The 26269-nt window shown below is 45.1% G+C and carries 34 protein-coding genes; 29 read left to right on the top strand and 5 right to left on the bottom strand.

Annotated features, from left to right (window positions below):
* Window positions 1-152: 152 nt before the first annotated feature.
* Window positions 153-1130, top strand: a complete 978-nt coding sequence (locus A8708_RS02895; protein ID WP_068662010.1) for a patatin-like phospholipase family protein — start codon at window positions 153-155, stop codon at window positions 1128-1130.
* Here the strand turns inward: A8708_RS02895 and A8708_RS02890 are convergent.
* Window positions 1127-1384, bottom strand: a complete 258-nt coding sequence (locus tag A8708_RS02890) for a hypothetical protein (protein WP_068662009.1) — start codon at window positions 1382-1384, stop codon at window positions 1127-1129. The two genes, A8708_RS02895 and A8708_RS02890, sit on opposite strands and share 4 nt — an antisense overlap.
* The gene (locus A8708_RS02885; RefSeq protein WP_068662015.1) at window positions 1381-2271 is read right to left on the bottom strand and encodes a DUF1385 domain-containing protein; all 891 of its coding nucleotides are present in this window, start codon (window positions 2269-2271) and stop codon (window positions 1381-1383) included. Before A8708_RS02885 ends, A8708_RS02890 begins: the two co-directional genes overlap by 4 nt.
* 199 nt (window positions 2272-2470) lie before the next feature.
* On the opposite strand from A8708_RS02885, the gene A8708_RS02880 reads away from it, so the two are divergent.
* The 5 genes from A8708_RS02880 (at window position 2471) to A8708_RS02860 (ending at window position 6568) form a co-directional block, all read left to right on the top strand.
* A complete protein-coding gene (locus A8708_RS02880; RefSeq protein ID WP_068662008.1) occupies window positions 2471-2962 on the top strand; it encodes a YqhR family membrane protein in 492 nt (163 codons plus the stop codon).
* 79 nt (window positions 2963-3041) lie between these two features.
* On the top strand, window positions 3042-3473 hold the full coding sequence (gene aroQ / locus A8708_RS02875; protein WP_068662007.1) for a type II 3-dehydroquinate dehydratase: 432 nt from the start codon (window positions 3042-3044) through the stop codon (window positions 3471-3473).
* A gap of 60 nt (window positions 3474-3533) precedes the next feature.
* Complete coding sequence (locus A8708_RS02870; protein ID WP_068662006.1) at window positions 3534-4607, top strand: M24 family metallopeptidase; 1074 nt, start codon at window positions 3534-3536, stop codon at window positions 4605-4607.
* Between the two features lie 15 nt (window positions 4608-4622).
* Window positions 4623-5186, top strand: a complete 564-nt coding sequence (gene efp / locus A8708_RS02865) for an elongation factor P (RefSeq protein WP_068662005.1) — start codon at window positions 4623-4625, stop codon at window positions 5184-5186.
* A 125-nt stretch (window positions 5187-5311) separates the two neighbouring features.
* On the top strand, window positions 5312-6568 hold the full coding sequence (locus A8708_RS02860; protein WP_068662004.1) for an aspartate kinase: 1257 nt from the start codon (window positions 5312-5314) through the stop codon (window positions 6566-6568).
* Between the two features lie 11 nt (window positions 6569-6579).
* Here A8708_RS02860 and A8708_RS02855 read toward each other — a convergent pair whose 3' ends face one another.
* The 3 genes from A8708_RS02855 to comA all read right to left on the bottom strand — a co-directional run bounded on the left by A8708_RS02855 (window position 6580) and on the right by comA (window position 8685).
* On the bottom strand, window positions 6580-7044 hold the full coding sequence (locus A8708_RS02855) for a DUF441 domain-containing protein (RefSeq protein WP_068662014.1): 465 nt from the start codon (window positions 7042-7044) through the stop codon (window positions 6580-6582).
* Window positions 7045-7122: 78 nt separating this feature from the next.
* On the bottom strand, window positions 7123-7842 hold the full coding sequence (locus A8708_RS02850; protein WP_068662003.1) for a 2-phosphosulfolactate phosphatase: 720 nt from the start codon (window positions 7840-7842) through the stop codon (window positions 7123-7125).
* A gap of 42 nt (window positions 7843-7884) precedes the next feature.
* Window positions 7885-8685: a phosphosulfolactate synthase gene (comA, locus tag A8708_RS02845; RefSeq protein WP_068662002.1), complete on the bottom strand. Its 801-nt coding sequence runs from the start codon at window positions 8683-8685 to the stop codon at window positions 7885-7887.
* Between the two features lie 204 nt (window positions 8686-8889).
* Between comA and A8708_RS02840 the strand changes: the two genes are divergently transcribed.
* The 23 genes from A8708_RS02840 to ahrC all read left to right on the top strand — a co-directional run bounded on the left by A8708_RS02840 (window position 8890) and on the right by ahrC (window position 26256).
* Window positions 8890-9153 (top strand): YqhV family protein, encoded by a 264-nt coding sequence (locus tag A8708_RS02840; protein ID WP_420848521.1) that lies wholly within the window; start codon window positions 8890-8892, stop codon window positions 9151-9153.
* Between the two features lie 72 nt (window positions 9154-9225).
* The gene (gene spoIIIAA / locus A8708_RS02835; protein WP_068662000.1) at window positions 9226-10194 is read left to right on the top strand and encodes a stage III sporulation protein AA; all 969 of its coding nucleotides are present in this window, start codon (window positions 9226-9228) and stop codon (window positions 10192-10194) included.
* A gap of 15 nt (window positions 10195-10209) precedes the next feature.
* Window positions 10210-10734 (top strand): stage III sporulation protein SpoIIIAB, encoded by a 525-nt coding sequence (gene spoIIIAB / locus A8708_RS02830; RefSeq protein ID WP_338044171.1) that lies wholly within the window; start codon window positions 10210-10212, stop codon window positions 10732-10734.
* Window positions 10735-10791: 57 nt separating this feature from the next.
* Window positions 10792-10995: a stage III sporulation protein AC gene (gene spoIIIAC, locus A8708_RS02825; protein ID WP_056614718.1), complete on the top strand. Its 204-nt coding sequence runs from the start codon at window positions 10792-10794 to the stop codon at window positions 10993-10995.
* 9 nt (window positions 10996-11004) lie between these two features.
* Window positions 11005-11394, top strand: a complete 390-nt coding sequence (spoIIIAD, locus tag A8708_RS02820; protein ID WP_057312229.1) for a stage III sporulation protein AD — start codon at window positions 11005-11007, stop codon at window positions 11392-11394.
* 25 nt (window positions 11395-11419) lie between these two features.
* The gene (gene spoIIIAE / locus A8708_RS02815) at window positions 11420-12619 is read left to right on the top strand and encodes a stage III sporulation protein AE (RefSeq protein WP_068661999.1); all 1200 of its coding nucleotides are present in this window, start codon (window positions 11420-11422) and stop codon (window positions 12617-12619) included.
* 13 nt (window positions 12620-12632) lie between these two features.
* The gene (spoIIIAF, locus tag A8708_RS02810; protein ID WP_068661998.1) at window positions 12633-13379 is read left to right on the top strand and encodes a stage III sporulation protein AF; all 747 of its coding nucleotides are present in this window, start codon (window positions 12633-12635) and stop codon (window positions 13377-13379) included.
* 4 nt (window positions 13380-13383) lie between these two features.
* Window positions 13384-14025, top strand: coding sequence for a stage III sporulation protein AG (gene spoIIIAG / locus A8708_RS02805; RefSeq protein WP_068661997.1), 642 nt, complete (start codon window positions 13384-13386; stop codon window positions 14023-14025).
* Window positions 14026-14065: 40 nt separating this feature from the next.
* The gene (locus A8708_RS02800; protein ID WP_068661996.1) at window positions 14066-14803 is read left to right on the top strand and encodes a SpoIIIAH-like family protein; all 738 of its coding nucleotides are present in this window, start codon (window positions 14066-14068) and stop codon (window positions 14801-14803) included.
* Between the two features lie 158 nt (window positions 14804-14961).
* Window positions 14962-15456, top strand: coding sequence for an acetyl-CoA carboxylase biotin carboxyl carrier protein (gene accB, locus A8708_RS02795; RefSeq protein ID WP_068661995.1), 495 nt, complete (start codon window positions 14962-14964; stop codon window positions 15454-15456).
* Between the two features lie 66 nt (window positions 15457-15522).
* The gene (gene accC, locus A8708_RS02790; RefSeq protein WP_068661994.1) at window positions 15523-16881 is read left to right on the top strand and encodes an acetyl-CoA carboxylase biotin carboxylase subunit; all 1359 of its coding nucleotides are present in this window, start codon (window positions 15523-15525) and stop codon (window positions 16879-16881) included.
* Between the two features lie 153 nt (window positions 16882-17034).
* Entirely contained in the window at window positions 17035-17448 is a 414-nt protein-coding gene (locus A8708_RS02785; protein ID WP_068661993.1) for an Asp23/Gls24 family envelope stress response protein, read from the top strand.
* An 85-nt stretch (window positions 17449-17533) separates the two neighbouring features.
* Window positions 17534-18094, top strand: coding sequence for an alkaline shock response membrane anchor protein AmaP (amaP, locus tag A8708_RS02780; RefSeq protein ID WP_068661992.1), 561 nt, complete (start codon window positions 17534-17536; stop codon window positions 18092-18094).
* A 14-nt stretch (window positions 18095-18108) separates the two neighbouring features.
* A complete protein-coding gene (locus A8708_RS02775) occupies window positions 18109-18336 on the top strand; it encodes a DUF2273 domain-containing protein (RefSeq protein WP_068661991.1) in 228 nt (75 codons plus the stop codon).
* Between the two features lie 119 nt (window positions 18337-18455).
* Window positions 18456-18917 (top strand): transcription antitermination factor NusB, encoded by a 462-nt coding sequence (gene nusB / locus A8708_RS02770; RefSeq protein ID WP_068661990.1) that lies wholly within the window; start codon window positions 18456-18458, stop codon window positions 18915-18917.
* A gap of 68 nt (window positions 18918-18985) precedes the next feature.
* On the top strand, window positions 18986-19852 hold the full coding sequence (folD, locus tag A8708_RS02765; RefSeq protein ID WP_068661989.1) for a bifunctional methylenetetrahydrofolate dehydrogenase/methenyltetrahydrofolate cyclohydrolase FolD: 867 nt from the start codon (window positions 18986-18988) through the stop codon (window positions 19850-19852).
* A gap of 7 nt (window positions 19853-19859) precedes the next feature.
* Window positions 19860-21227 (top strand): exodeoxyribonuclease VII large subunit, encoded by a 1368-nt coding sequence (xseA, locus tag A8708_RS02760; RefSeq protein WP_068661988.1) that lies wholly within the window; start codon window positions 19860-19862, stop codon window positions 21225-21227.
* Window positions 21217-21468: an exodeoxyribonuclease VII small subunit gene (xseB, locus tag A8708_RS02755; protein ID WP_068661987.1), complete on the top strand. Its 252-nt coding sequence runs from the start codon at window positions 21217-21219 to the stop codon at window positions 21466-21468. The genes xseA and xseB overlap by 11 nt, the downstream gene beginning before the upstream one ends.
* Window positions 21464-22378 carry a polyprenyl synthetase family protein gene (locus tag A8708_RS02750; RefSeq protein WP_420848522.1) on the top strand — a complete coding sequence of 305 codons (915 nt, stop codon included), beginning with the start codon at window positions 21464-21466 and terminating at the stop codon, window positions 22376-22378. The genes xseB and A8708_RS02750 overlap by 5 nt, the downstream gene beginning before the upstream one ends.
* Window positions 22379-22492: 114 nt before the next feature.
* On the top strand, window positions 22493-24385 hold the full coding sequence (dxs, locus tag A8708_RS02745) for a 1-deoxy-D-xylulose-5-phosphate synthase (protein ID WP_068661985.1): 1893 nt from the start codon (window positions 22493-22495) through the stop codon (window positions 24383-24385).
* Window positions 24386-24418: 33 nt separating this feature from the next.
* Window positions 24419-25249, top strand: a complete 831-nt coding sequence (locus A8708_RS02740) for a TlyA family RNA methyltransferase (RefSeq protein WP_068661984.1) — start codon at window positions 24419-24421, stop codon at window positions 25247-25249.
* A gap of 102 nt (window positions 25250-25351) precedes the next feature.
* Complete coding sequence (locus A8708_RS02735; RefSeq protein WP_068661983.1) at window positions 25352-25804, top strand: hypothetical protein; 453 nt, start codon at window positions 25352-25354, stop codon at window positions 25802-25804.
* A 2-nt stretch (window positions 25805-25806) separates the two neighbouring features.
* Complete coding sequence (gene ahrC, locus A8708_RS02730) at window positions 25807-26256, top strand: transcriptional regulator AhrC/ArgR (protein WP_057312193.1); 450 nt, start codon at window positions 25807-25809, stop codon at window positions 26254-26256.
* Window positions 26257-26269: the final 13 nt, after the last annotated feature.

The raw sequence follows: 26269 nt of genomic DNA, 5'->3' as shown, positions 1-26269 counted from the left end.
GTGCTCAGAAATCAGTTGTTAGACAGTCTGACGTACGGTTTGATGAGGAGGGGCTGAAATATTTCAGCCCTTTACTCTAGAATACAAACAAACTGCTCTCGCATACATACCTATGAAGCCCTACGAAATAGAGCTATGGGAGGATGCAGGGGATGAAGATAAACGGCGTGTTTGAAGGCGGGGGTGTCAAAGGGATTGCTTTGGCGGGTGGTGTCAGTGCGGCCATTGAACAAGGATATACCTTCCATAATGTCGCAGGTACAAGCTCTGGATCGATTGTAGCGGCTTTGTTGGCAGCTGGCTATACTGGAGAAGAGATGAGGGAGTTAATCCTTAGAGCGCCCTTCAAGTCGTTTATGCAACGTTCTCCTATTTTCAATACGAAGATCATTGGACCCGCGGCACGCTTGTTGATCAAAAAAGGACTATATTCCGGAGAAGCCTTGGAACATTGGGTTAACCAACAACTTGCGGCAAAAGGCGTTCGTACGTTTGGGGATCTTCGACCCAACCAGCTTCGTATCATTGCTTCAGATATCACGCAGGGCAAGCTATTGGTTCTGCCCAATGATATAGCGCAATACGGCATTGAACCTGGCAAGCTTTCTATTGCCAAAGCCGTAAGGATGAGCACGAGCATCCCCTATTTCTTCGACCCTGTTCGAATTCGGCGCAATATAAAAAGCTCCGAGAAGGCTAAGCCGTTCTCAGAGCAGTTTAATTATATCGTGGATGGCGGTTTGCTAAGCAACTTCCCACTATGGGTATTCGACAATGAAATGCCGCGTGCCAAGCTCATTCCTGTTATTGGCTTCCAACTTGTTGGAAAGAGTGATACGCCAACACATACAATCCGCGGACCTATTACGATGCTAGAGGCGCTTTTCAGTACAATGCTGAGTGCACATGATGAGCGTTACATTGAACAGAAGAATCGCTTCCGAACCGTGAAAATTCCTACATTAGGCGTTGGGAACACACAATTCACCATCTCCAAAGAATTAAGCATGTCGCTGTATGAGTCGGGCTACTTGGCGGCAAAAGCCTACTTCAAAAGTTGGTCTGCCAGCACCTATGAAGAAAATTATGAGAAATATGTGATGAGACCTCCACATAAATCTTTGGTTTAATGGTATTTCGGGAAATCATCCTTATCGGAATCTTTGGTGCCGTTGATAACGCGGAATTTCGCGTTCTTCGTTTTCCCTCTTTCAGCTCCACGAGGCACGGAAGGTTTCTTCCAACGGGAAGGTGGGAATTTGTACAGAAGAAAAATGACGCCAAGTACAAATATTGGAATGAGAAAAAATCTGAAATTAGCGAGCAAGCCTATTGCAATTAAAACGCCTATGGCAATTTCAATCGGAGAAAACTTTCTTCTCATGCCCGTCCCTCCATAATTCGTTTTTCCGCTTCTAACATGCGGTTAAAAGATGCAATGGAAACTTCGACTTGGCTGTCTTCCGGTTCTTTGGTTGTCAATAATTGAAGCCAAAGACCAGGGTAACCTAGATAACGAAGAACAGGTACATCACGAAGGGAGTTCGTAAAACGCAGTACCTCATAAGAAACACCGATCACTAAAGGCAACAAAATTAAACGCTGCACAATACGTTCGACCATGCCGTCATAGTGAAGGAAAGAGTAGATGACAACTCCGATCAAAACGGTAAATACGATAAAGCTGCTTCCACAACGGTAATGAAGGGTATTGAACTTTTGTACATTGCTTACGGTTAATTCCATACCAGCCTCATAAGCGCTGATCACTTTATGCTCTGCGCCATGATATTGAAACAATCTCCGAATCATAGGTGTCAGTGAGATGAAGTAAATATATCCCACCAGCAAAATAATTTTGATAACACCTTCTATAAGATTATGAAGAATCTGATTGCTAAATACATTTTGAAACAAAAACTGTTCAATAATAGCGGGAACTAAAGTGAAGATGAATTTTCCGAATAAAAAGGAAAGGACACCGACGAAAGCAACACCTAAAACCATGGATATGCTAGAGAAAATACCGCCCTTCTCTTCTTTCTTCGTTGTGTCAGCATCGCCTTCTTGCTCCGCGAATGACTCAGCGGAGAAATTCAGATGCTGTGCACCTTTGGCACTTGATTCGATAATACCAACAATTCCCCGAATGAAAGGAATCTTCTTAAGGCCTTGAACCCATGGAGTTACTTTCTTGGGTACTTCTAGAAAATCAAGGGAACCGTCTTTTTTGCGCACAGCGGTTACATGCACATTTCTTCCTGCGAACATGACGCCCTCGATGACGGCTTGTCCTCCGTATATACTGTTTTGTTCTGCCACAAGATTCACCTTCTCATCTTTCTCGAATTCAGTTACTCACTTTCTTATTGTAACGGATTCAACTGTTGAATGCTACCGATTGCGACAGAACATACTATGATTGCCAGTGAAAAGACAAGCCTTATCGGTTGAGAAAGGAAGATCGTTGATGACAAGTGCGCATAGCTCACAGAAAAAACAGACGAATCGTTGGGTATTTGTGCTATATATCGGTTTTTTTGCCGGACTAATATGGGGTGCCCTCAAAATCGTTGAGCACTACTTTAAGTTCACAACGATAGGGATTGGTTTTCTTGTTGAACCTTTTTTCAAACATGATTTTTTCAATACGTGGATCGGACTTTTCTTGGGTTGGATCGTGTTTGCGTTATTCTCGATATTTGCTGCCTTCATCTACATGGTCACGATGTCGAAATTGCGCAGTCCTTTCTGGGGGATAGGCTATGGTGCTCTATGGTGGGCAATTATTTATCTGATTGTAGGGCCAATTACGGGTATGGTGTACTGGATAACGGAATTAGAGCTCAATACGATTATCAGTGATGCTTGTTTGTTCCTCGTGTGGGGGATGTTTATTGGGTATTCGATTGCCATTGAATATACAAGCGCAAGAACGACAGAGGCTATACCCAAGACATGAAAGTTATGGTAAAATATCAAAGGTTAATTAGCCCTATCGAGCTAGTTGCCTATGACGATTGTCGCGGGAGGATTTCCTATTGAAAAGGGTTCTAGTTTTGAATGGTCCGAATTTGAATATGCTTGGCATACGTGAACCTGGTGTATATGGAACCATGACACTTACAACCATCATAGAAGGTTTGCAGAAGCTTGGAGCCGAGCTCTCGCTTGAACTGGAATGCTTCCAATCTAACCATGAAGGCGAGATTATCGACAAAATTCACGAAGCCTATGGAACAAAAGATGGCATTCTAATGAACCCGGGTGCCTTCACGCATTATAGCTATGCGATTCGCGATGCAATATCTACGGTCCAATTGCCAACGGTAGAGGTTCATATTTCGAATATTCATAAACGTGAAGAATTTCGTCATCATTCGGTCATTGCACCCGTCGTAATTGGTCAGATCTGTGGATTTGGCGCAGATAGCTATGCACTTGGTTTACGAGCTTTACTACCCCATCTGTAAGCAAATGCTTACGTAGTTCGTTTTGCTCTAGCAAAACTTTAAGAAGGAATGGTGATTTCGATGCAGGAGAAACGTATTGAACGTCTTCGCGAGGCTATGCAGCAGCAGGATTTACCAGCACTACTCATCACGAACGCATATAACCGTACATATGTATCTGGTTTCACCGGTTCATCTGGCTATGTATTTATTACGCTAGACCGTGCCATTTTATTAACCGATTTCCGTTATATGACACAAGCGCCGCAACAAGCTCCACTGTTTGAAGTGGTAGAACATAAAGCCAAGGCGATTGAGTCAATAAGAGAACTCTTGGTGCAGCAAGGGATCACGAAGCTTGGTTTCGAGCAAAGCGACGTGACTTATGGTGATTTCATCAATTATCAGCAGGGACTGTCAGGTATTGAATTTGTACCGACTTCAAGACTTGTTGAAGTGATTCGAATGGTGAAAGATGAAGCTGAGCTGCAAGTGATGCAAGAAGCGGCTGACCTGGCTGATCAAACCTTCTCACATATTCTTAACTTCATTAAACCGGGTGTCAAAGAGTTGGATATCGCACTTGAAATTGAAGTGTTTATTCGTAAGAACGGAGGCACTTCTACATCCTTTGAGACGATCGTAGCATCTGGTGAGCGTTCAGCGTTACCACACGGTAAAGCAAGTGATCGCATTCTCCAAGGAAACGAGTTTGTCAAATTGGATTTTGGAGCGTATTATAAAGGTTATTGCTCTGACATCACTAGAACGGTTATGCTAGGGAAGCCAACAGATAAACATAAAGAAATTTATGACATTGTGCTGGAAGCTCAGTTGAATTGTTTGGCCAATTTGAAACCGGGCATTACGGGCAGAGAAGGCGATGCATTCGCACGCGATGTGATCGTGAAGCGGGGCTATGGCGATTATTTCGGTCACGGGACCGGACATGGGCTGGGGATGGAAGTACACGAATCTCCACGTGTGTCGAAAACCGAAGATATGATTTTAACTCCTGGTATGGTTGTTACTGTTGAACCTGGTATTTATCTCCCTGATTTTGGCGGAGTACGAATTGAGGATGACGTAGTAATTACTGAGACCGGCATTAAAATACTTACACATTCTACCAAAGATTTTCTTATCATTGACTAGCGGAGGGATTTACAAGTGATATCAGTAAACGATTTTAAGACAGGTCTTACGATTGAAGTTGAGCATGATATTTTCACAGTTCTGGATTTCCAACACGTTAAACCGGGTAAAGGCGCTGCATTCGTGCGCTCCAAGCTCAAAAACCTGCGTAACGGCAATACCGTTGAGCGTACGTTCCGTGCGGGTGAGAACGTTGGACGTGCTCACATCGAAAACCGTGAAATGCAATACTTGTATGCAGCTGGCGACGATTACACGTTCATGGATACAGAGACTTATGATCAAATTTCGCTTTCCCACGAACAATTGAAATGGGAATTGAACTTCCTGAAAGAAAACATGAACATCAAGATCATGAGCTATCAAGGCGAAATTCTAGGGATTAACCTTCCGAAGAGCGTTGACTTGAAAGTTGTTGAAACAGATGCAAGCGTAAAAGGAAACACAGCACAAGGTGCTTTGAAAAATGCTAAAGTGGAAACAGGTCTTAATGTTATGGTGCCGCTGTTCATTAACGAAGGCGATGTTCTTTCCGTTGATACAGATGATGGCAAATATCTTTCACGCGCAAGCAACTAATGGGATAAGCCTTTCTGACTCTCTGGGGTCTGGAAGGCTTTTTTTCTTTTCTTACCACAGCCAAGCTTTTGTATGCTATAATATTGAATTGTTATGCACTAGTATGCGTTAGGAGTGGGTCAGCTTTGTCTCTTATAGTGATGAAATTTGGCGGTAGCTCTGTCGGTGATGCGGAGCGAATGAAACGAGTAGCAAAAAGAATTGTAGAGCGTAAACGGGCTGGTCACAGCTGTGTAGTTGTCGTTTCTGCGATGGGTGATACAACGGATGATTTAATCGACTTGTCCAAGCAAATTTACGATGGAGCCCCTCCGGCTCGTGAAATGGATATGTTATTGTCGACTGGCGAGCAAGTTTCCGTAGCGCTTTTATCGATGGCCATACATAATCTTGGTGAAGGAGCGGTTTCGTACACGGGGTGGCAAAGTGGCATTTATACGGAGCCCGTACACGGAAAAGCGAGAATTTCTGATATTCAGCCTCATCGTGTCCTTAATGCGACCCAGCAAGGGAATGTTGTCATCGTTGCTGGTTTCCAAGGGATGACGGAAGCTGGTGAGATTACAACGCTCGGCCGCGGCGGCTCGGATACAACAGCAGTTGCACTTGCTGCAGCAATCAAAGCAGATCTTTGCGAAATTTACACCGATGTGGATGGTATCTATTCAACGGATCCTCGGATTGTGAAAGTAGCTAGAAAGCTTGCTGAGATTTCCTATGATGAAATGTTGGAGCTTGCTAATCTTGGGGCTGCAGTCCTTCATCCTCGTGCAGTGGAATACGCGAAAAATTACAACGTGACCCTCGTGGTACGTTCTAGCTTTAATTACAATGAAGGCACCAATGTGAAGGAGGAAGCAGTGATGGAGCAAGGAATCGTCGTTCGTGGCATCGCATATGACAAAAATGTAGCAAGAATTAGTATTCTGGGTGTTCCTGAGAAACCAGGTCAGCTTGCGAAAGTTTTCTTAGCGCTTGCTGAAGTGCAAATTGATGTGGACATTATCGTTCAGAGCGGTGTGATTAACGGATCTGCGGATTTCTCTTTCACAACGACATTGGCGGATCGTGAGAAAGCGTTAGATGTCATTGAACAAATTCGTGCTGAAGTTGGTTTCCGTGAAGTAACCTCCGAAGTTGATCTTGTTAAAGTTTCAATCGTTGGAGCGGGTATGGTTAGCTCTCCAGGTGTTGCGGCTACGATGTTCAAAGTTATTTCTGACCTTGGTATTACGATCTCATTGGTTAGTACATCAGAGATTAAAATGTCTTGTGTTATTGACAATACGAATTTGACAGATGTAATCCGTGCACTTCACACAGCATACGGTTTAGATACAGCGGAGCAAGCTTTCGTTGGTGGACCAGAAGATCGTAGATAATTGGGAATATATTAGTGGAATTTGTCCGCAATGAAATAGGCGAGCTTCAATAGAAATGCCGTTATTCCGGCAGCCATTAGTGGACCTACCGGAATACCGCGCATAAATAAGATTCCGAATATAGAACCAAGGACAAGACCCACAATTAATTGTGGGTCTACTTTTAGTAACTCCAACCCTTTTCCATTCATATAGGTAGCTATAGCACCGCCTATGAGGGCAATGATGCCAGGCCATGTTGTGAAGACGGAGAGAATATCCTTCATCGAAATGCGGTCACTTGCAAATGGAATCAAAACACCGATGGTCAGAAACAGTAAACCAAGCTCGAGACCTCTTCGCTCCATGGTAGGGAAATAACGATCTAGACCAATCAGCTTAATGGCAAGTAAAAGACAAGCCGCAGTTGTAATGATCGGCGAGCGGCCGATAAGTCCAATGATAATTAAGATAACTAAGAGCATATCCCCATTCATATACATAACCCCTTGTCCTCATCGTCGTCATTTAAGTTTATGAGAGGGGCTTGTATTTAGAACGCATGGTAAGGGGGACTAGCGACCATAAGGAACCATCTGATCGTGTTCCAGAACGGGCACGCAATCCGTTAGATTCATCTTTGAACAAAGTTCAACATCCGCGAGGAAGCCAGATTTTTTCATTTTCTTCCCATTGCTGCAAGCCAGTATCGTTTCGAATAAGTGAGACTTCGCTTCGAGATAGCAACCGCGCATCGCTAAACCAAAGTCGTTCGTTATCATATGCGGCTCACCCAGTAGATCTGCGATTTCATCAAGAATGAGGCCAGCACAAATTCCGTCTTCCAAAGAGAACACATCTTGTGTCCCCGCACATACAATCACCGTGTCCCGTTTAAGTTCGATAGCAGCCAATGCAGAAGCCCTACCATTAATAATAGCGCCGGCAAGTACCCGGTCGGCTTTTATTGCTTTTTGAATCCCTCTTGTGCCATTGGTCGTCGTTAAGATGATACGTTTGCCATGTACGGCTTCACGTGTGTACTCAAGCGGCGAGTTGCCGAAATCAAAACCAGGAATTTTTTTGCAATACCGTTCTCCGCCCAACAAATCGTCCTCTTTCGCCAATTCCTTTGCTTTAATAACCGTATCGACAGGGACTACACCCCGACTTCCATTCATTAAAGCGGTGATAATTGTGCTTGTCGCACGTAAAACATCAATGACAATGACGGTTTTATGGAGAAACTCGTCACTTCTTGCTTCGCCGATGTTGGCGATCACCTCGATATGCATGTGCTAATCCTTTCTGCAAATATAGACTTTATAGGTTTCACTTTATTTCTTACCTAAGGACAACAACGTGTCAGAACGGAGTCCTCTCCTCAACGCTTCTAGTGCGATGACTTCGTCTGGGGAAATATTGCCCAAATGAATATCTGGACCGAGGGAGTTAATCAGGTGCACTTGTTGGGTTTTGAGCGGTGCTTCCCATAAGAGCTTATTACCTGAAATGGAAGTCATCACACTATGCAATTCCTCATCTTTGCATTTCCCTTCCCCGTCGAAAATACCAACACCTATGCCGGATTCACGGGCCTCAATCGTAACAAGGGAAGCGCCTAATTCCGTATCAATTAAGACGGTATCAATCAATTCTGCTAACTCAATGGAGGAACCCCATCCTTTTTTGCCATACTCCGTAACGACTTCTAATCCTTCATCTATACCTCTGGCTATTAACTTATTCCGCTGTCTACGATCCATTTGAATGGTGCCATCGGACACTTCAATGCCATTAAAGCCAAGTGCAAGTATCATGTCAAAAAACGAATCTACCGCATTCTGAGTTACCGCAACTTCTAGAAAAGTACCTCCCGGGTAGATGAGAATGTTATTCTCTTTCGCTAGGTTTATTTTGCTTTGCAGAACAGATTGTGGATAAAGCGGTGAAGTGCCGAATCCAAGTTTGATCATATCCACATGGTTACTGGAGGTTTGAAGCAAATCCTGAAAGGCAAGCATGCCAAGTCCCTTATCCATCACCATCGTTTTCCCTAACGTTCTTGGTTTGAGTTGCCTTTTTCCTGTAGGGTCGGCTAGAATCGGGTTCCATTTTAATTGAGAGGTCACTTCCATCGGTATTTCTCCTCACTGTCCTTCGAAGGATCAATTATGTGTACAGCATATGCATGAGCACAAATGGAGGTGCCCAGCATGCCTAAAATGAGACGAGCTCGCATAAGGTAGGGAAAAGCGAGTGCTTTCGAAGCACGATATGACGCTGAAATACACTGCTTCGCTCGCAGGTGCTATACATTCATTCGGGAGGTGTAGGAATTGATGAACAAAATCGTAGTCACGATGGCTTCCTTGCGGTTGATGTCAGGGAGTATCGAAATCATTGCTGCTATTCTCATGCTCAGGTTGGCAACGATCGAGAAGGCGCTGCTGGTGAATTCAGCTCTAGCACTAGTAGGTCCTCTAGTACTATTAACTACGACCACAATCGGATTGGTAGGCGTAGCTGACAAGCTTTCCTATGGAAAGATGTTGTGGATCATAGCTGGCGTCAGTTGTTTGTTCATTGGGATTATTAAAAAGTAATCGGTCATATTTCTTTCTAGTAAGCATAGAAATAAATATAGAAGACTGGACAACTTGGAGGGCTGTCTCCCAATGCTAGCGAGTATTTCACATTTGTTGCCGCAGAACATCCGATTCATGCTGAGCGAACTTCCTCCGAACGTACAAGCTAGTGTGGAAGAAATCAGAGTGAGAGAGTCACGTCCCCTTGAAATTAGTTGGGCTGACCGATATGCCTTCATTAGTGAACGCGGGGAAATGGTTACCCAAGAAGCTTTGGCATACAAACCGTCTAGGCAAGATTGTATGACACTCCTTGAGACCCTTACGAATCATTCGTTGTATACCTTTGAAGAAGAACTTCGGAGAGGCTACATCACTGTTTCAGGCGGTCATCGAGTGGGACTTGCTGGGCGCACGATTCTTGATCAGGGGCAAGTGAAACAAATACGCGATGTGAGTTCCTTTAATATTCGAATCGCGCGCGAAATACAAGGTGTGGGACAGGGGATATTACCCTATCTAATTGATCAGAACATGGGAAACATTCATCATACCTTGATCATTTCACCGCCCCAGCAAGGAAAGACAACCTTGATTCGTGATTTGGCCAGACTGATTAGCCGAGGTGAGTGGGGGGCTAGGAATAGCACGCTAATCGGTAAAAAAGTAGGCATCGTTGATGAACGCTCCGAATTAGCTGCATGTGTCAAAGGTGTTCCGAAATTCGACTTAGGACCTCGAACAGACGTGTTGGATGGTTGTCCCAAGGCAGAAGGGATGATGATGATGATTCGCTCATTGTCACCTGAGGTGCTCATTGTAGATGAGATTGGTCGAAGCGAGGACGCTGATGCGATTCATGAAGCTATTCACACAGGTATCCGCGTTCTAGCGACAGCACATGGAGCAAGTTACGAAGACGTTCGTAGACGACCGGTACTTAGGGAGTTGATAGGGACAGGTGTATTTACGAAATATGTGATCCTGCAGCGAAGAAAAGGAGCTTCTGCTTCCTTTCGAATCTTGGATCATGAGGGTAAACCAATGGGAGATGGATGACCAAAGCAAAGGACGATGCGCATGCTGAAATTTGTTGGAGGAGTTCTCATCTTCGGTGCAGCTTCCATGTATGGGTTTATGCAGGCTGCCCACTATGTAAGGCGACCTAAGCAAATACGAGGATTAATTAGCGCCTTAGGAAGAATGGAAACAGAAATTGCCTATGCCCTGACGCCGCTTCCTGAAGCGTTCGCTTCGCTAAGCAAGCAAGTTGCTGATCCTCTTTCTACCTTATTTCGATTAATGTCTGAACGATTACTGGGAAGTAACGGGGAGTCGACCAAGGATCTGTGGCAGAAGACAGTCAAAGAAGTCTGGGCGAGAACCTCGATGAGGCAAGCTGAACAAGAAGTAATTCTTGGGCTAGGACCTGTGCTAGGACTTTCGGATCGTAGTGATCAAATCAAGCATTTACGGCTCGCGATTAGTCAACTCCAATCGGAAGAAACCGATGCCAGAGATGAACAGCAACGCTACGAGAAAATGTGGAAGAGCCTGGGCGTCCTAATCGGAGCGTTAGTCGTGATTTTAATGTATTAGTGGGGATCATGAATCCCTGCATGACAAGTTCCTTGAAGGCGGAGTGAGGTGCCAGGAATGAATGTAGATGTGAACGCCATTTTCCAAATTGCCGGCATTGGAATCATCATCGCGATGATCCATTCGGTGCTGAAGCAGATGGGAAAAGAGGATATGGCACACTGGGTTACGGTCATAGGCTTCGTGGTCGTACTTTTTATGGTCGTCAGTATGCTGGATAACTTGTTTAAAGAAATTAAAACTATTTTCCTATTCCAATGAGGTGGTCTGATGGAAATCATCCAAATCGTAGGTCTAGGACTCATCGTCACGATTTTGACGCTCATTATCAAGGAGCAGAAGCCCATGTTCGCCTTTTTATTAGCTGCTTTTACAGGGATCGTCATTTTCTTATTCTTAATAGGCAAGATTTCATCGGTTATCGGAGTCCTAGAGGACTTGGCAGTGAAGTCCAATGTGAACCTTGTTTTTCTCAAAACGATTCTGAAAATAATCGGCGTTGCCTACATCGCGGAGTTTGGCGCACAGATCGTCAGAGATGCCGGCCAAGATTCCATCGCATCCAAAATTGAATTATCGGGCAAGGTCCTCATTATGGTTATGGCGATACCGATTATCACGGTCATTATCGAAACTGTGGTTAAACTGCTCCCTGCTTAGAAGATTCACCTAAGGAGTGACACGCATGCACCTACTTTATTCGCACCAGAAGCTGAACAACAGGTGGATTTTAGTATTCATAATATCGATGGGTCTCTGGCTCGGTTTGTCGGGTTCCTTAACTGCTGAATCACCTACAGATATGATTATCCAGGAACAAGCGAACCGCTTGAATACAGAGCCAGTCGAGCAGTATTGGGATAAGTTGATGAAGGAATATGGCGGGTATTTCCCAGAAAGCAAACCTCCGACCTTCATGGAACTTCTTCTTGGGACCAAGGGCATTAGCATGAAGAGTATTTTTAAAGGGCTTCTGAGCTATGTATTTCATGAAATTATCATCAACGGCAAGTTACTCGCTTCCATTGTTGTGTTGACAGTCTTTAGCATGATTTTGGAGACGCTGCAGAGCTCATTTGAACGAAATACGGTAAGCAAGCTTGGATACACGATCACGTATATGGTACTGATTATCATTGCCATCAACAGCTTCAGCGTTGCGATCGGGTACGCCAAGACAGCCATATCGTCGATGATTCAATTCATGTTCGCCATCATGCCATTGTTACTAACTTTATTAGCATCTATGGGCAATGTGACATCCGTGGCTATCCTGCATCCTCTGATCGTGTTCATGATTCACTCCGTGGGAACGGCGATTTATGTGTTTGTATTCCCACTCTTGTTTTTCTCAGCAGTGCTCCACATCGTTAGCTCGCTTAGCGACAAGTTTAAGGTTACCCAGTTGGCAAATCTGCTGCGCACCGTCAGTTTAAGTATGTTAGGCGTGTTCGTAACGGTCTTTCTCGGTGTCATTTCTATTCAAGGAACAGCTGGTGCAGTTAGAGATGGGGTAGCGATTCGAACAGCTAAGTACATAACCGGGAATTTCGTTCCTGTTGTAGGACGTCTGTTCTCGGACGCAACAGAAACGGTAATTGGTGCATCTTTACTTGTCAAAAATGCAATAGGACTCGTTGGCGTTGTTATTCTCGTTCTCTTGTGCGCGTTTCCAGCGATCAAAATCTTAACGCTAGCTTTTATTTACAACTTATCAGCAGCATTGATGCAGCCACTAGGAGATAGCCCAATTATTGCTTGTCTACAAACGATAGGCAAAAGCTTGATTTATGTGTTTGCAGCTTTAGCGGCAGTAAGCTTAATGTTTTTTCTTGCCCTAACTATCATGATCACAATTAGCAATGTCTCCGTCATGATGAGGTGAAAGGAGTCCCGCGATGGATTGGTTAGCAGGATGGCTGAAAACGGTCATTATGGTCATTATGCTTGCGACGTTTGTTGATCTACTGCTTCCAAGCAATACCATGCAGCGGTATGTGAAGACAGTCTTAAGTTTATTCATTTTACTTACCCTGCTAACCCCTGTGCTTCAGCTGTTCCAGAGGGATTGGAATTTGGATCAGCTGCTCAGTCGAGCAGAGAAGGAGCAGAATGAGAAAGTGATGCTTGCAGGTGGTTATGGCGGTAATCAAACACAAATGAAGTCATTGGCAGCCATTACGAAGGATGCCAATGCGATTCAAGAAGGGGAACGAAAGAAAACGCAGCAAATCGTACAATCGCAATTGGCCGGATTGATGAAAGAGGACTTGCAGAAACAAACGGAATGGTCAATTCAGGAGGTACAAGTTCAGGTGCAGGTAGACAATAATGGGAAACCCACCATTACGAATGTAAAGGTGACCCTTGATGATATAGAGGCGAAGAAACAAGAGACAGTCAAAAGTAGGAGTATTGCTGCGATGGAGCCAGTGAAGCCCGTAGATCCCATCAAAATTGGAGCTGCCGCGGTAGTGCAAGATCGTCAAACAATGGCTCAAGGTGACTTGCAGTCAAACCTTAAATCGCAACCTAGCGAACAAGAAAAGGATCGACTCAAACGTGATATTGTAAAGAATTGGTCTGTAGATCCTGCCTCAATCGAGATCGAAACCGTACAAAGCAAAGGATGGATGGCGAGGTGAATCGATGGGAACATTGCTGCAATGGATGGAGCACAAATTCGGCGGCGGGCCAGGTGGACCTAAGCGTAAGAATACGTTGCTTTGGGTCATCATGGTTGGGCTTTTAGGAGCTGCGCTAATGATTATCAACACATTTATAAATGTCAAAGATCTGGATCCCATTGGCACAGGCAGAGCGTCTCCCCCAGCGGAAAGTAAGGAAACCTTTGCGGGAAGCACATCGAAGGAAAACGCAAGCTTTCATGATTATGAACAAGCTTACGGAGACCAACTGAAAAGCATCCTGCAACAAATTGTCGGTGTTGGCGAAGTGGAAGTACTCGTTACCATTGAATCTACGGAAGAAATGACCGTCGACAAAAATTATAACGATAATCAGACCATGACGACAGAACGCGACAATGGTGGAGCAACACGCAACATATCCCAGGTAACGCGAAGTGGTGAAGTCGTTGTTTATCAAGTATCAGGTGACCAGAAACCGCTTGTGCTCAAATACATTAAACCCAAAATAAGAGGTGTCATTGTTGTTGCGAAAGGCGCAGAGAATCTCACGGTGAAGAAGATGATCATGGAAGCCGTTGAGCGTGGAATGGATGTCCAAGCGGGTAAAATTTCCATTTTGCCGCGCAAAACAGGGAATTAATTCATTTAAATTATCTAACTATTCTAAGGAGGAATAAACAATGAATGCAAAAAGACAAACAATTTGGCTCGTTTCGATGCTCAGCTTGATGGTGGTGCTCTCCGCGTATTATCTATTTACGGAGGACGTCAATAAGCTCGATCTGGCATCGTCAGACGCCGTCACGCAATCGCAAGAAGTGAAGATTGATATGACACAAGTGGATCCAGTTACAGGTGCGAAAACGGATGTGAAAGCAACATCTGGCACAAGTACACAATCCGACACGAAAGCAACAACGCCGCAAACTTCTACAAAAACAGACGCTAAAGCAACGACTACACAAGATAACTCCAAAACTACGACAAAAGATGCAAGCAAACCAGCAACATCCAAAACAGATGATCAAGTGCTGAAACAAGTAGAAGAACAAGCCAAAACGACGAGTGCAAACGACTACTTCACGAATGAACAAGTGAAACAAAACAACTACTTCAGCAAAGTTTCCACAGATCTGATGACGATCATTTTGGATTCGAAGAAAACACCTGAAGCAGTGGCTAAAGCAACGAATGATTTGTCGGCCTTGTCCGATCTGCAAGATAAAATTGAAAATCTACAAGATCTTCTAATTCAAGATTTCCCGCAAGCGGTCATTAATCAAGATGGTAACAAATGGAAGGTGACGGTTCAAGCTGATAAATTGGAGAAAAGCCAAGGTGTTTCCATCGTTGACATGGTAGTGAAAGAATTGGGTGCTATGCCAGAAAATATCAAGATCCAATACGTGCGTCCGTAAGGATTCTAGTGAAGTTTGTGCTTCACAAATGGATAGTGGAAAGGGTCCGAATAAACTGGACTCTTTCCATTTCGTTCGTTTATGGGTATAATACATACGTTGCGGCTATGAAAACGCATTTTTTAAAGGATTCACCAACGTCTAAAGGAGTGACTTGAATGTTTAAATTGAGTGAAATCAAAGAGTTAATTAAACTCGTCGATCAATCCTCTTTACAAGAACTTGAAATTGAAAATGAAGGTGCACGCCTTTCAATTCGTAAACCGAATAAAGCGGAGCCTCTTTATGTATCCGCTCCAGTTCAACACACATACGCACCGATTGCTCAACCCAACTACACAAATTCAGCGCCAGCAGCTGCACTTGAAGCACCCGTACCTGCTAGCGGACAAGCCAAGCAAGAGGATTCATCTTTACATAAGATCGTATCTCCGATGGTAGGAACATTCTATCAATCCGCTTCTCCAGGATCAGCGCCGTTCGTAAGCGTTGGCTCTAAAGTAACGGATAAGAGTGTTGTTTGTATTGTGGAAGCTATGAAACTAATGAATGAAATAGAAGCAGAAGTAAAAGGCGAGATTGTTGAAGTTCTCGTTGAGAATGGACAGCTCGTTGAATATGGACAACCTTTATTTTTGGTTAGACCGGAATAGTTGCGTTTGCAAGCTTATGCTGACAGCGCAAGCTTTTCGGAGGAAGAGCTCTTAGGAGGGCAAATCATGAAATTTAATAAAATACTTATTGCGAACCGTGGAGAAATTGCAGTTCGTATTATCCGTGCATGCCGGGAACTCGGCATCTATACGGTAGCTGTGTACTCGGAAGCAGACCGTGAAGCACTGCACGTTCGTTTGGCAGATGAAGCTTATTGTATCGGGCCAACAGCGTCCAAAGACAGCTATTTGAACTTCACTAACTTGATGAGTGTTGCAACGTTAACAGAATGCGATGCCATTCATCCAGGGTATGGATTCCTTGCAGAAAATGCTGACTTCGCAGAAATTTGCGAGAGCTGCAATATCACATTCATCGGTCCTTCACCTGACGCTATCTCCCGTATGGGTGATAAGGCAGTTGCGAAGCAAACGATGAAGGAAGCGAGAGTTCCAATTATCCCGGGTTCCGATGGGTTGGTTGAGGATATTGAAGATGCTGTGGTTATTGCACGTGATATCGGGTATCCGATTATTATTAAAGCGACAGCAGGCGGCGGCGGTAAAGGAATCCGTATTGCGGAGAATGAGGAAACACTTGTTCAACAAATTACGGCAGCTCAACAAGAAGCGCAGAATGCCTTCGGTAATGCAGGGATCTACTTGGAGAAGTATTTAACTGGCATGAAGCACGTTGAGATTCAAATCCTTGCTGATAAACACGGCAATGTCGTTCATTTAGGCGAACGTGATTGCTCTGTACAGCGCCGTAGACAAAAGCTGGTTGAAGAAGCACCTTGTCCAATTCTTACGGAAGAAACGCGTAAAGCAATGGGGCAGGCGGCTGTGCGTGCTGCGAAAGCTGTGAATTATTCGGGAGCAGGAACGTTGGAATTCTTGTTAGGTCCAGATGGTAATTTTTACTTTATGGAAATGAACACACGGATCCAAGTTGAACACCCTGTTACTGAGATGATTACGGGGATCGATATTATCCAAGAAATGATTCGCGTTGCTGAAGGGAATCCATTGTCCTTCAGCCAGGATGACGTCCGCATCAATGGATGGGCGATCGAGTGCCGCGTGAATGCGGAAGATCCGAACAGGAACTTCATGCCATCTCCAGGACAAGTTAAATTTTATTTGCCGCCGGGTGGATTTGGTGTTCGTGTGGATAGCGCTGTGTATCCAGGATATACGATCCCGCCACACTATGATTCCATGATCGCGAAGCTTATCGTGTGGGGAAGTACACGTGAAGAAGCGATTAATCGGATGAAAAGAGCCCTCAATGAGTTCGCCGTGGATGGTGTTAATACGACGATTCCTTTTCATTTGAAGCTGCTTGAACATAAGAAATTTATCAGTGGCGACCACGATATTAAGTTCTTGGAAGAGCACGACGTAAACGATCCAGAATCGTAGACAATCAATTGTCATATTTTTACCGAAATGCTATACTAATAAATTAAGATGGCTTATCCCATTTATATGTTTTGAGTCAAATTTTCTACACAGCTGTAAGCTGAAGCTTTCCAAGCCAGTTTTGCTGGCGCAAAACTTTTAGGAGGTGCCACAATGAGCACAATCGCTCCGGATTACGTCAAGACAGACATGGGCAGCATCCAGATTGCCCCCGAAGTTATCGAAATCATTGCCGGATTGGCAACGGTGGAAGTGCAAGGTGTAGCGGGGATGAGTGGCGGATTAGCTGGCGGCATTGCTGAATTACTTGGACGCAAGAATTTGTCCAAAGGCGTAAAGGTAGAGGTCGGACAACGTGAAGCTGCCATTGACGTCTCCATTATCATCGAGTATGGAAATCGTATTCCAGAAGTTGCAAGTGATATTCAGAACAATGTGAAAATGGCGATTGAATCCATGACAGGTTTGAATGTTGTTGAGGTCAACGTACACATTCATGACGTTCACTTTAAACAGGCGGATAAACCGATTGACGAAGAACCAGCAGCGGCCCATCGTGTAAAATAAGCGGTAAAGCTGAGCTATATGAATCAATTGAAACCCCCTACAGGTTGCAGGGGGTTTCCTCTAACTTAGGAAGGGGACAAGCGTAGTGGGTAAAATTGTGGACAGGCTCTTGCTACTTTTCTATAGCTTAATCATATTCGTCGCATCGATCTTAGTATTGTTCACAGCATCAAGCTGGATCCCACTCGATCAAGCAAGTACAACGCTTAGCCACTTTTATTACGAGAAGAGTTACGCGTATCCGGGCATTATCGTTAGCTTGATAATGGGACTGATCTCTGTTCGATTCCTAATCGTAACACTACGTCGCGGACGTTCCCAAGCACCATCCATTGATCAACGAACGGATTTTGGGGATATTCGAATTTCAATCGAGACGGTTGAGAATCTTTCACTGAAAGCAGCAGGTCGCACGAAAGGTGCCAAAGATCTTCGGGCACGTGTTAGAGTGAATCAAGCTGGGTTAGAAATAACCATTAGAACGATTGTAGACGGGGAAAGTTCGATTCCAGAATTGACTGAAGACATGCAAGGCACAGTGAAAAGTTACATAGAAGATATTACCGGTATACCAGTAGCTTCCGTAACCGTATTCGTAGCGAACATCGTGCAATCTGCCCCAACGTTTAAAAGCCGGGTCGAATAGAGGTGAATCCACATATGTGGAATGAACTATGGGAGTTCCATAGGGGCAAAGTAATTGGCGTGACAGCGGGAATATTTTTCGGTTTCATCTATTTATTCTTTGGTTTTTGGGATATGTTGATCTTTGGATTTATCGTTCTTGTAGGCTTTTATGTTGGAAATAAGCTGGATCGCAAAGAAAGTTTCGTCATGCTGGAAGACATTTGGCGCTATCTCACACAAAAATGGAGAATGTTTCGCTAAAATCCCTGGTTCATCCATGGATTTTTTTGTTTGGATTGGATCCAATTTGACGTATACTAGGAGAAAGAGTTTTTAGGAGAAGGTCGCTTAGCAGGAGCAAAGCGCTTAGGAGGAACAGAATGAAACGCAGAATTGCACGTGAAATTGCTATACAAAGCTTATACCAAATCCAAATGAATGAGGCTACTCCTCAGGAGGCTGTTCAAGTTGCGATTCATGAAGCCGAACATGATAATGAAACGCAGTTGGATTTCTCCGGAGATAAGATAGATCCTGTTTACATTGTTGAACTTGTTGAAGGAACTTACATGAACAAAGTAAGCATCGACGAGTTGTTAGAAGAGTATCTGAAGGGGTGGGCAATGGACAGGCTGTCTCGCATCGATCGGGAAATTCTCCGACTTGGTGCTTATGAGATGCTGTATCGTGATGATGTTCCGCCAAAAGTTGTTGTCAATGAGGCGATTGATTTGGCCAAGCATTATGGGACAGATGAATCAGGGAAATTCGTGAATGGCGTATTGGGGAAAATGATCAAAGAAATCGACGAACTGAAAGAAAAAGTAGTGCGTACACATTAAATTCATCTAAATCATGAACAGTTAACTTTGCATACAGGTAATGCTTAAACGGCTAAGGGGGAAATAACATGTCAGCGCAAGTAATTAATGGGAAAGAACTCGTAAGCTCTATTCGTGAGGAAATCAGATCTGACGCAGCTGCTCTTACAGCACAGGGGAACCAGCCAGGTCTTGTCGTAGTTATTGTAGGTGAAGATGCTGCTTCGCAAGTTTATGTAAGAAACAAAGCGAAAGCTTGCGATGATGTCGGTATCTATTCCGAAGTACACCGTCTTCCTGAAGAAACAACACAAGAAGAATTAATTGCACTCATCCATGGTTTTAATGCGAATAATCGAATTAACGGGATCCTTGTTCAATCACCACTCCCTAAGCATATCAATGAAGAAGCTGTTGTTGATGAAATTGATCCAGCGAAGGACGTAGATTGCTTCCACCCCATAAATGTAGGTAACCTGATGATTGGTAAAGACGGTATGAAGCCTTGTACGCCGCATGGCGTTATTGAAATTCTTAAGCGGACAGGCGTAGCGATTGCAGGCAAACATGCAGTTGTTGTCGGCAGAAGTAACATTGTCGGTAAACCGATGGCTATGCTGTTGCTGCGTGAGCATGCAACGGTTACGATCGTACATTCCCGCACACCTAATATGGAAGAAATCACTAAGCAAGCAGATATTCTTGTTGTAGCTGTTGGGAAAGCACATTTAATCAAAGCCAACCACGTGAAACCAGGGGCAGTTGTAATTGACGTTGGGATGAATCGTCCTGCAGACGGCAAATTAACGGGCGATGTTGATTTTGAAGCTGTGAAAGAGATTGCAAGCGCCATTACACCAGTTCCAGGTTGTGTTGGCCCAATGACGATTACGATGCTGCTTCGCAACACAGTTGACGCGGCTAGCCGTGCAGCTCAAGCGAATGTGAGCGTATAATTGCCCTATGGCTAGAAATGAGACCAAGATTTTATCCGTCAAAGATTTAAACCGTTACATTAAGCTATTACTAGAAGGAGACACACGACTCCAAGATGTGTGGGTGCGAGGCGAAATTTCAAATTTCACACATCACTCTAGTGGACATATGTATTTTACTTTGAAGGATGCGGACGGTCGGCTCAAAAGCATCATGTTTGCATCGCATAATCAGAGGCTGGGATTTATCCCGAAAGAGGGCACGAAAGTCATTGCACGCGGAAATATTTCCGTGTATGAGCGCGATGGTGCTTATCAGTTCTATGTAACGGCGATGCAGCCTGATGGCATCGGCAGCTTGTATATGGCTTTCGAGCAGCTGAAGAAGAAGCTCGAAATAGAAGGGCTATTCGCGCCAGAGCGCAAGAAACCGATTCCTCGGTTTCCGCGAGCGATTGGCGTGATCACATCTCCGACGGGGGCCGCCATTCGTGATGTCATCATCACTTTGCAGCGGCGCTTCCCGTCGATCCCCATCTTGCTGTACCCTGTCCTCGTACAGGGGACGCAAGCTGCTCCTTCGATCGTGAAGGCGATCGAAGCTATGAACAGGCTCGGTGAAGCCGACGTGCTCATTGTGGGCCGCGGCGGCGGCTCACTGGAAGAGCTGTGGGCCTTCAACGAGGAGATCGTCGCGCGGGCTATCGCAGCCTCCGCGGTCCCGATCATCTCGGCTGTCGGCCACGAGACGGACTTCACGATCGCCGACTTCGTCGCCGATCTCAGAGCGCCGACGCCTACGGCGGCGGCCGAGCTCGCGGTGCCGCACCACCTCGAGCTGAAGCAGCAGCTCTCGCAGCAGGCGCAGCGCCTGCATTACGGGCTGCTGCAGCTCCTGCGTCGCAAGCAGGAACGTCTCGAGCGCGCGAAGCGCTCGCCGTTCCTGACGAACCCTCGCAGGCAGCTGCTGATGCAGCCTGCAGAGCGACTCGACCGGCTGGCGGAGCAGCTCGGTTACCGGATGCGTCAGCGCCTCACGGAGCTCGCGCAGCGCCGTTTGAAGCTGGAGCGTCGCTTATCCAGCTTTAATCCAACCGAGCAGGCCGTGATGGCGAGACGACGTTTGGATACGTCTAAACGTCAGATGCTAACGGCCATGCAGACCCTCCTGCGCTCGAAGAAGCAGGAGTGGCAATCCAGCGTCCGTCATCTGGACGCACTGAGCCCGCTGAAAGTTATGCAGCGGGGGTATAGCCTTGCTTATGATGAGGAAGAGAAACAGCTCGTTCGTTCGATCTCCCAGGTAAAACTTGGTGATCGATTATCCATACGTCTTAAAGACGGCAAAATACAATGTCAAGTTTCGGGGATGGAGGCGAACATGGATGTCAACTAGTGAAGCGGAAGTAAGTTTTGAAGTGGCAATCGAGCAGCTTGAGCGTATCGTAAGTCAGCTGGAGAGCGGCGACGTTCCTCTAGAGAAAGCAATTGAACTGTATCAAGAAGGTGTAAGGCTCTCCCATATATGCGGCGTGAAGCTGGAGCAAGTGGAGAAGAAAATTGAGATGCTGGTTGAAGGTGAAGCTGGGGTAACAAGGAAGCCTTTCCAGCCTGTCTTGGAAGATAAGGGGAATTAGTTTGAATAACACGACGTCTACTATTCATACATACATCGCTTCCCATGCTGAGCTGGTTGAAGCCGCACTGCGTCAATCATTGCCAACTGAATGGGAAGTACCTGCTTCGTTACGTGAGTCCATGGACTACTCGTTAATGGCAGGCGGCAAACGCCTGCGTCCGATCATGGTTCTAGCTGCTGCAGAATCGCTGGGGGGCTCCTTGGAATCTGCTATGCCTGTTGCGACGGCCATTGAATTGGTGCATACCTATTCATTAGTTCATGATGATCTGCCAGCGATGGATAATGATGATTACCGAAGAGGCAAGTTAACGAATCACAAAGTATATGGTGAAGCAATGGCAATTCTTGCTGGCGATGCGCTACTGACGCACGCCTTCTTCTGCGTTGCGCAATCTCACAAAAAGTTCGGTGTTCCCGCTGAGCGCGTACTGGCTATTTCCGAAGAGCTTGCCGTGTTTGCAGGTGCCCGTGGCATGGTTGGCGGCCAAGCAGCGGATATGTTAGGCGAGCAAGGAATAACCAAGCTAGAAGAGCTTACTTATATTCATACTCACAAAACAAGTGATCTTATTGTGTTTTCATTACGTGCTGGTGGACATGTTGCAGGGGCTTCTGAGGCACAATTGGAAGCGCTCAGTGAATTTGGACATGCACTTGGATTAGCTTTTCAGATTCAAGATGATATTTTGGATATTATCGGCGATGAAGCGAAACTGGGTAAGCCTGTGAAAAGCGATGAGAAACAGCAGAAGGTGACATTCCCTTATTTTATCGGCATGGAAGCTTCTGAGCAGAAAGTACAAGAGCTGACGAATCAAGCCAAAGATGCCTTAATCCGATCCAATATACCGAACCCTGAACGGTTGCTTCAGATTGCAGATTACCTGATGAAACGGGATCATTAGACATACGTATACAATTAATATGCCTTATCGCAAGGTAGTTTCACACGATTTACCCAATAATATGATATAATAGTGAAATCTTAGTATTTTCACATTGAAAGTGAGGAAACAAGCGTGCTGCTCGAACAAATCAATCGGCCTGCAGATTTGAAGCGGTTATCCTTAACGGAGCTCGAAGAATTGGCAGGAGAAATCCGTCAATTTCTTATTGAGAAGCTTTCCGTTACTGGTGGACATCTAGCCCCGAATTTAGGCGTGGTTGAACTCACGATAGCTTTACACACCATGTTTCACAGCCCGTATGATAAATTGATTTTTGATGTAGGTCACCAAGCGTATGTACACAAAATTCTGACAGGACGTAAAGACAAGTTTGATACTTTGCGTAAGTACAAAGGGCTTTGCGGGTTTATTAAGCGTTCCGAGAGCGAGCATGATGTCTGGGAAGCGGGACATAGCAGTACGTCTCTTTCTGCTGCCATGGGTATGGCGATGGCTCGTGATCTCAAGGGCGAGCATAACAAGGTTGTTGCCATTATCGGTGATGGTGCACTTACAGGTGGTATGGCATTAGAAGCCATGAATCATATTGGTCACGAGAAGAAGAATATTACAGTCATTCTGAATGACAATGAAATGTCGATTGCGCCCAACGTAGGGGCTCTTCATAATTATCTAAGCAAGATACGTTCAGATCGTCATTATTTGAAAGCGAAAGAAGAAGTCGAATTTTTACTGAAGAAAATTCCTGCCATCGGCGGAACGCTGGCTAAGACAGCGGAGAAGCTGAAGGATAGTCTTAAATATTTTGTTTTGAATGGCGTGTGGTTTGAAGAACTAGGTTTTACTTATATCGGTCCCGTAGATGGACATAACTTACAAGTGCTCATGGATACGTTGAAACAGGCTGAGAAGGTTGCAGGACCTGTACTGATTCATATTGTCACGACTAAGGGTAAAGGGTATAAACCTGCAGAGAACGACTCTCATACTTGGCATGGCTTAGGGCCATACAAAATGGAATCAGGTCAAGTGCTGAAGTCCTCAGGTCCGCCAATGTATACACAAGTTTTTGGCGATACATTAATTGAGCTTGCCGAGAAGGATTCTCGTGTAGTTGCCGTGACACCTGCCATGCCAGGTGGATCCGGGTTAATGAAATTTGCGAAGCAATTCCCGAATCGAATGATTGATGTTGGTATCGCGGAGCAACATGCGGCTACATTATGTGCAGGACTCGCAAGTGAAGGCTTGAAGCCGGTATTCGCCGTATATTCAACGTTCTTGCAGCGTGCGTATGATCAAGTTGTGCATGATATATGTCGTCCTAAATTGAATGTTACCTTCGCGATTGATCGTGCTGGCTTCGTTGGTCCAGATGGCGAAACACATCAAGGGGTGTATGATATTTCATTCCTCCGAACAATTCCTAACATGGTCTTGATGATGCCGAAGGATGAGAAGGAATTGCGCGATATGATGCAAACGGCGCTTGAATATAATGATGGCCCGATCGCGTATCGGTATCCGCGTATTAATGGTACGGGTGCTTCCATTGATGAGGGTCCTAAGGCAATTCCGCTTGGTACTTGGGAAACTGTACGTGAAGGTCAATATGCTGCAGTTCTTGCTGTTGGACCTATGGTTCAAGTGGCGGAGGAAGCAGCAGCTCAGCTTGCCCAAGAGGGTATTGAACTTCGAGTCGTGAATGCAAGATTTATTAAACCATTGGATGAATCATATCTGCTACAGTTAGCTAAGGAATCAATACCAGTCATCACCATGGAAGAGGGTTCAATCCAAGGTGGTTTCGGAAGTGCGGTATTGGAATTTTACGCGGAGAAACGTATTGTTGGTGGGCAAGTTGAAGTAATGGGAATTCAAGACTACTTCGTAGAGCATGGCAGTGTGACTGAACAACGCGAAGAAGTGGGGTTAACTGCCCACCACTTGATTACCGAAGTGAAGAAGCTAGTTCCTCGCAAGGTCCTGCGTGCGAAGGCCTAGTAACCGATTTTGAATAGGAGCAACACATCAGATATGTCCTCGGATAAAGAACGATTAGACTTATTGCTACTTGAACAAGGTTATTTTGAAAGTAGAGAAAAGGCAAAGGCCGCCATTATGGCAGGCCTTGTTTTTGCGGATGAAGAGCCAGTTGATAAGGCTGGGATGAAGATCAGTCGGAAAGCCGTGCTGAAAGTGAAGGGTGCGCTGCATCCTTACGTCAGTCGTGGCGGCCTAAAGCTGGAGAAAGCCTTAAAACATTTTGAAATCGACTTGCATGATGCTGTTATGTTGGATATTGGCGCTTCTACTGGCGGGTTCACGGATTGTGCGCTGCAAAATGGTGCGGCTTCCGTCTATGCCGTTGATGTGGGCTACAATCAATTGGATTGGTCGCTGCGCAATGACGAGCGGGTTCATGTCATGGAGCGAACGAATTTCCGATACACGAAATTGGAGGATCTTGGGGGTCCAAGACCTACTTTTGCAAGCATTGATGTTTCGTTCATTTCACTTCGCATCATCTTGCCTCCACTGAAAGAAATCTTAGGAAATCAGGGTCATGTTGTTGCGCTGATTAAGCCGCAATTCGAAGCTGGCCGAGAGAAGGTTGGGAAGTCAGGCGTCGTTCGGGATACGGAAGTACATATTGATGTACTTACCACGGTTCTTTCCTTTGCAGAGGAGCTCGGCTTACGTTTGAAAGGACTGACTTATTCCCCAATCACTGGTGGAGAAGGGAACATTGAATTTCTTGCGTACTGGTCAAGTGATGAGAAGGAAGAGTCGATGGCAACACCTGCTACAATCAAAGCCCTTATTGCTGGGACGGTTAAAGAGTCTCAGAAATTGCATGGAAAATAAACTCATCTTTGAGAACGCCTTTTGCGGCCCAGAGATGGGTTTTTCACTTAGAAGAAAGGATTTCCATTCCGGATTCGCGAATACTATGGCGAGGTGAAGGACATGGAACAAGGCGATGTAAGAGTCATTTTGTTAATCCTTATCGTTGTAGTTTGTTTCGTTATTTGGCGATTTCAGAAATGGTCTACAGGGGCAAGCCGTAGAAGAGGGCGTATTCCAAGGCATGCGAATATCCCCGAGGATGATGTAGTTGATCTGCTTGAAGGCGCAGGATTCGAAGTATTTGCAGGTAAGACCAAAATCCCAATTTCAATAACCATTAGCGAGAGAGACCACCTGGAAAGCCGCTTGTTTATTGATTATTTTGTGCAAAAGGAAGATGATGTGTATCTGGTGAAGGTGGCGAGAGATCGTAAGCCTCTAGAGATGACCGGTAGCGCTGTGCGTGATATGCTGCTGCCCTACACCCTCATTTATCCTGAGGCCCAAGGTATCCTTTACGTTGATATGGCCGTTAGTAAAATCAAAAAAATCACTTTTCACATAGAGGTGTAAGGATGAAAGGTCAAAGGCATGTAAAAATCAGAGAAATTATTACCAATCATGAGATTGAAACACAGGATGAACTAGTTGAGGCGCTTCGCGCGGCTGGATTCCATGTCACACAAGCAACCGTTTCAAGAGATATCAAAGAACTCCATCTTATTAAAGTTCCGCTTGATGATGGCAGGTACAAATATTCCATGCCGGCAGATCAACGATTCAATCCCATGCAGAGGCTTCGCCGGGCTTTAAGTGACCATTTTGTCTCCATAGATTACACGGATAATTTGGTTGTGATGAAATGCTTGCCAGGCACAGCGAATACGATTTGTGCGTTAGTTGATAATTTGGAGTGGAATGGCGTTATGGGAACAATCTGTGGCGATGATACGATACTTGTGATTTGCCGCGGGAAAGAGAATAGTGTAACTTTTGTAAATGAAGTCATGTCCTTATTATCTTAAAATCAGGAGGCGT

This window comes from Paenibacillus oryzisoli, assembly GCF_001653565.1.
GTDB lineage: Bacteria > Bacillota > Bacilli > Paenibacillales > NBRC-103111 > Paenibacillus_E > Paenibacillus_E oryzisoli.
The sequence above is the reverse complement of the archived record's forward strand: the minus strand, read 5'-3'. Positions and strand labels throughout refer to the sequence as shown.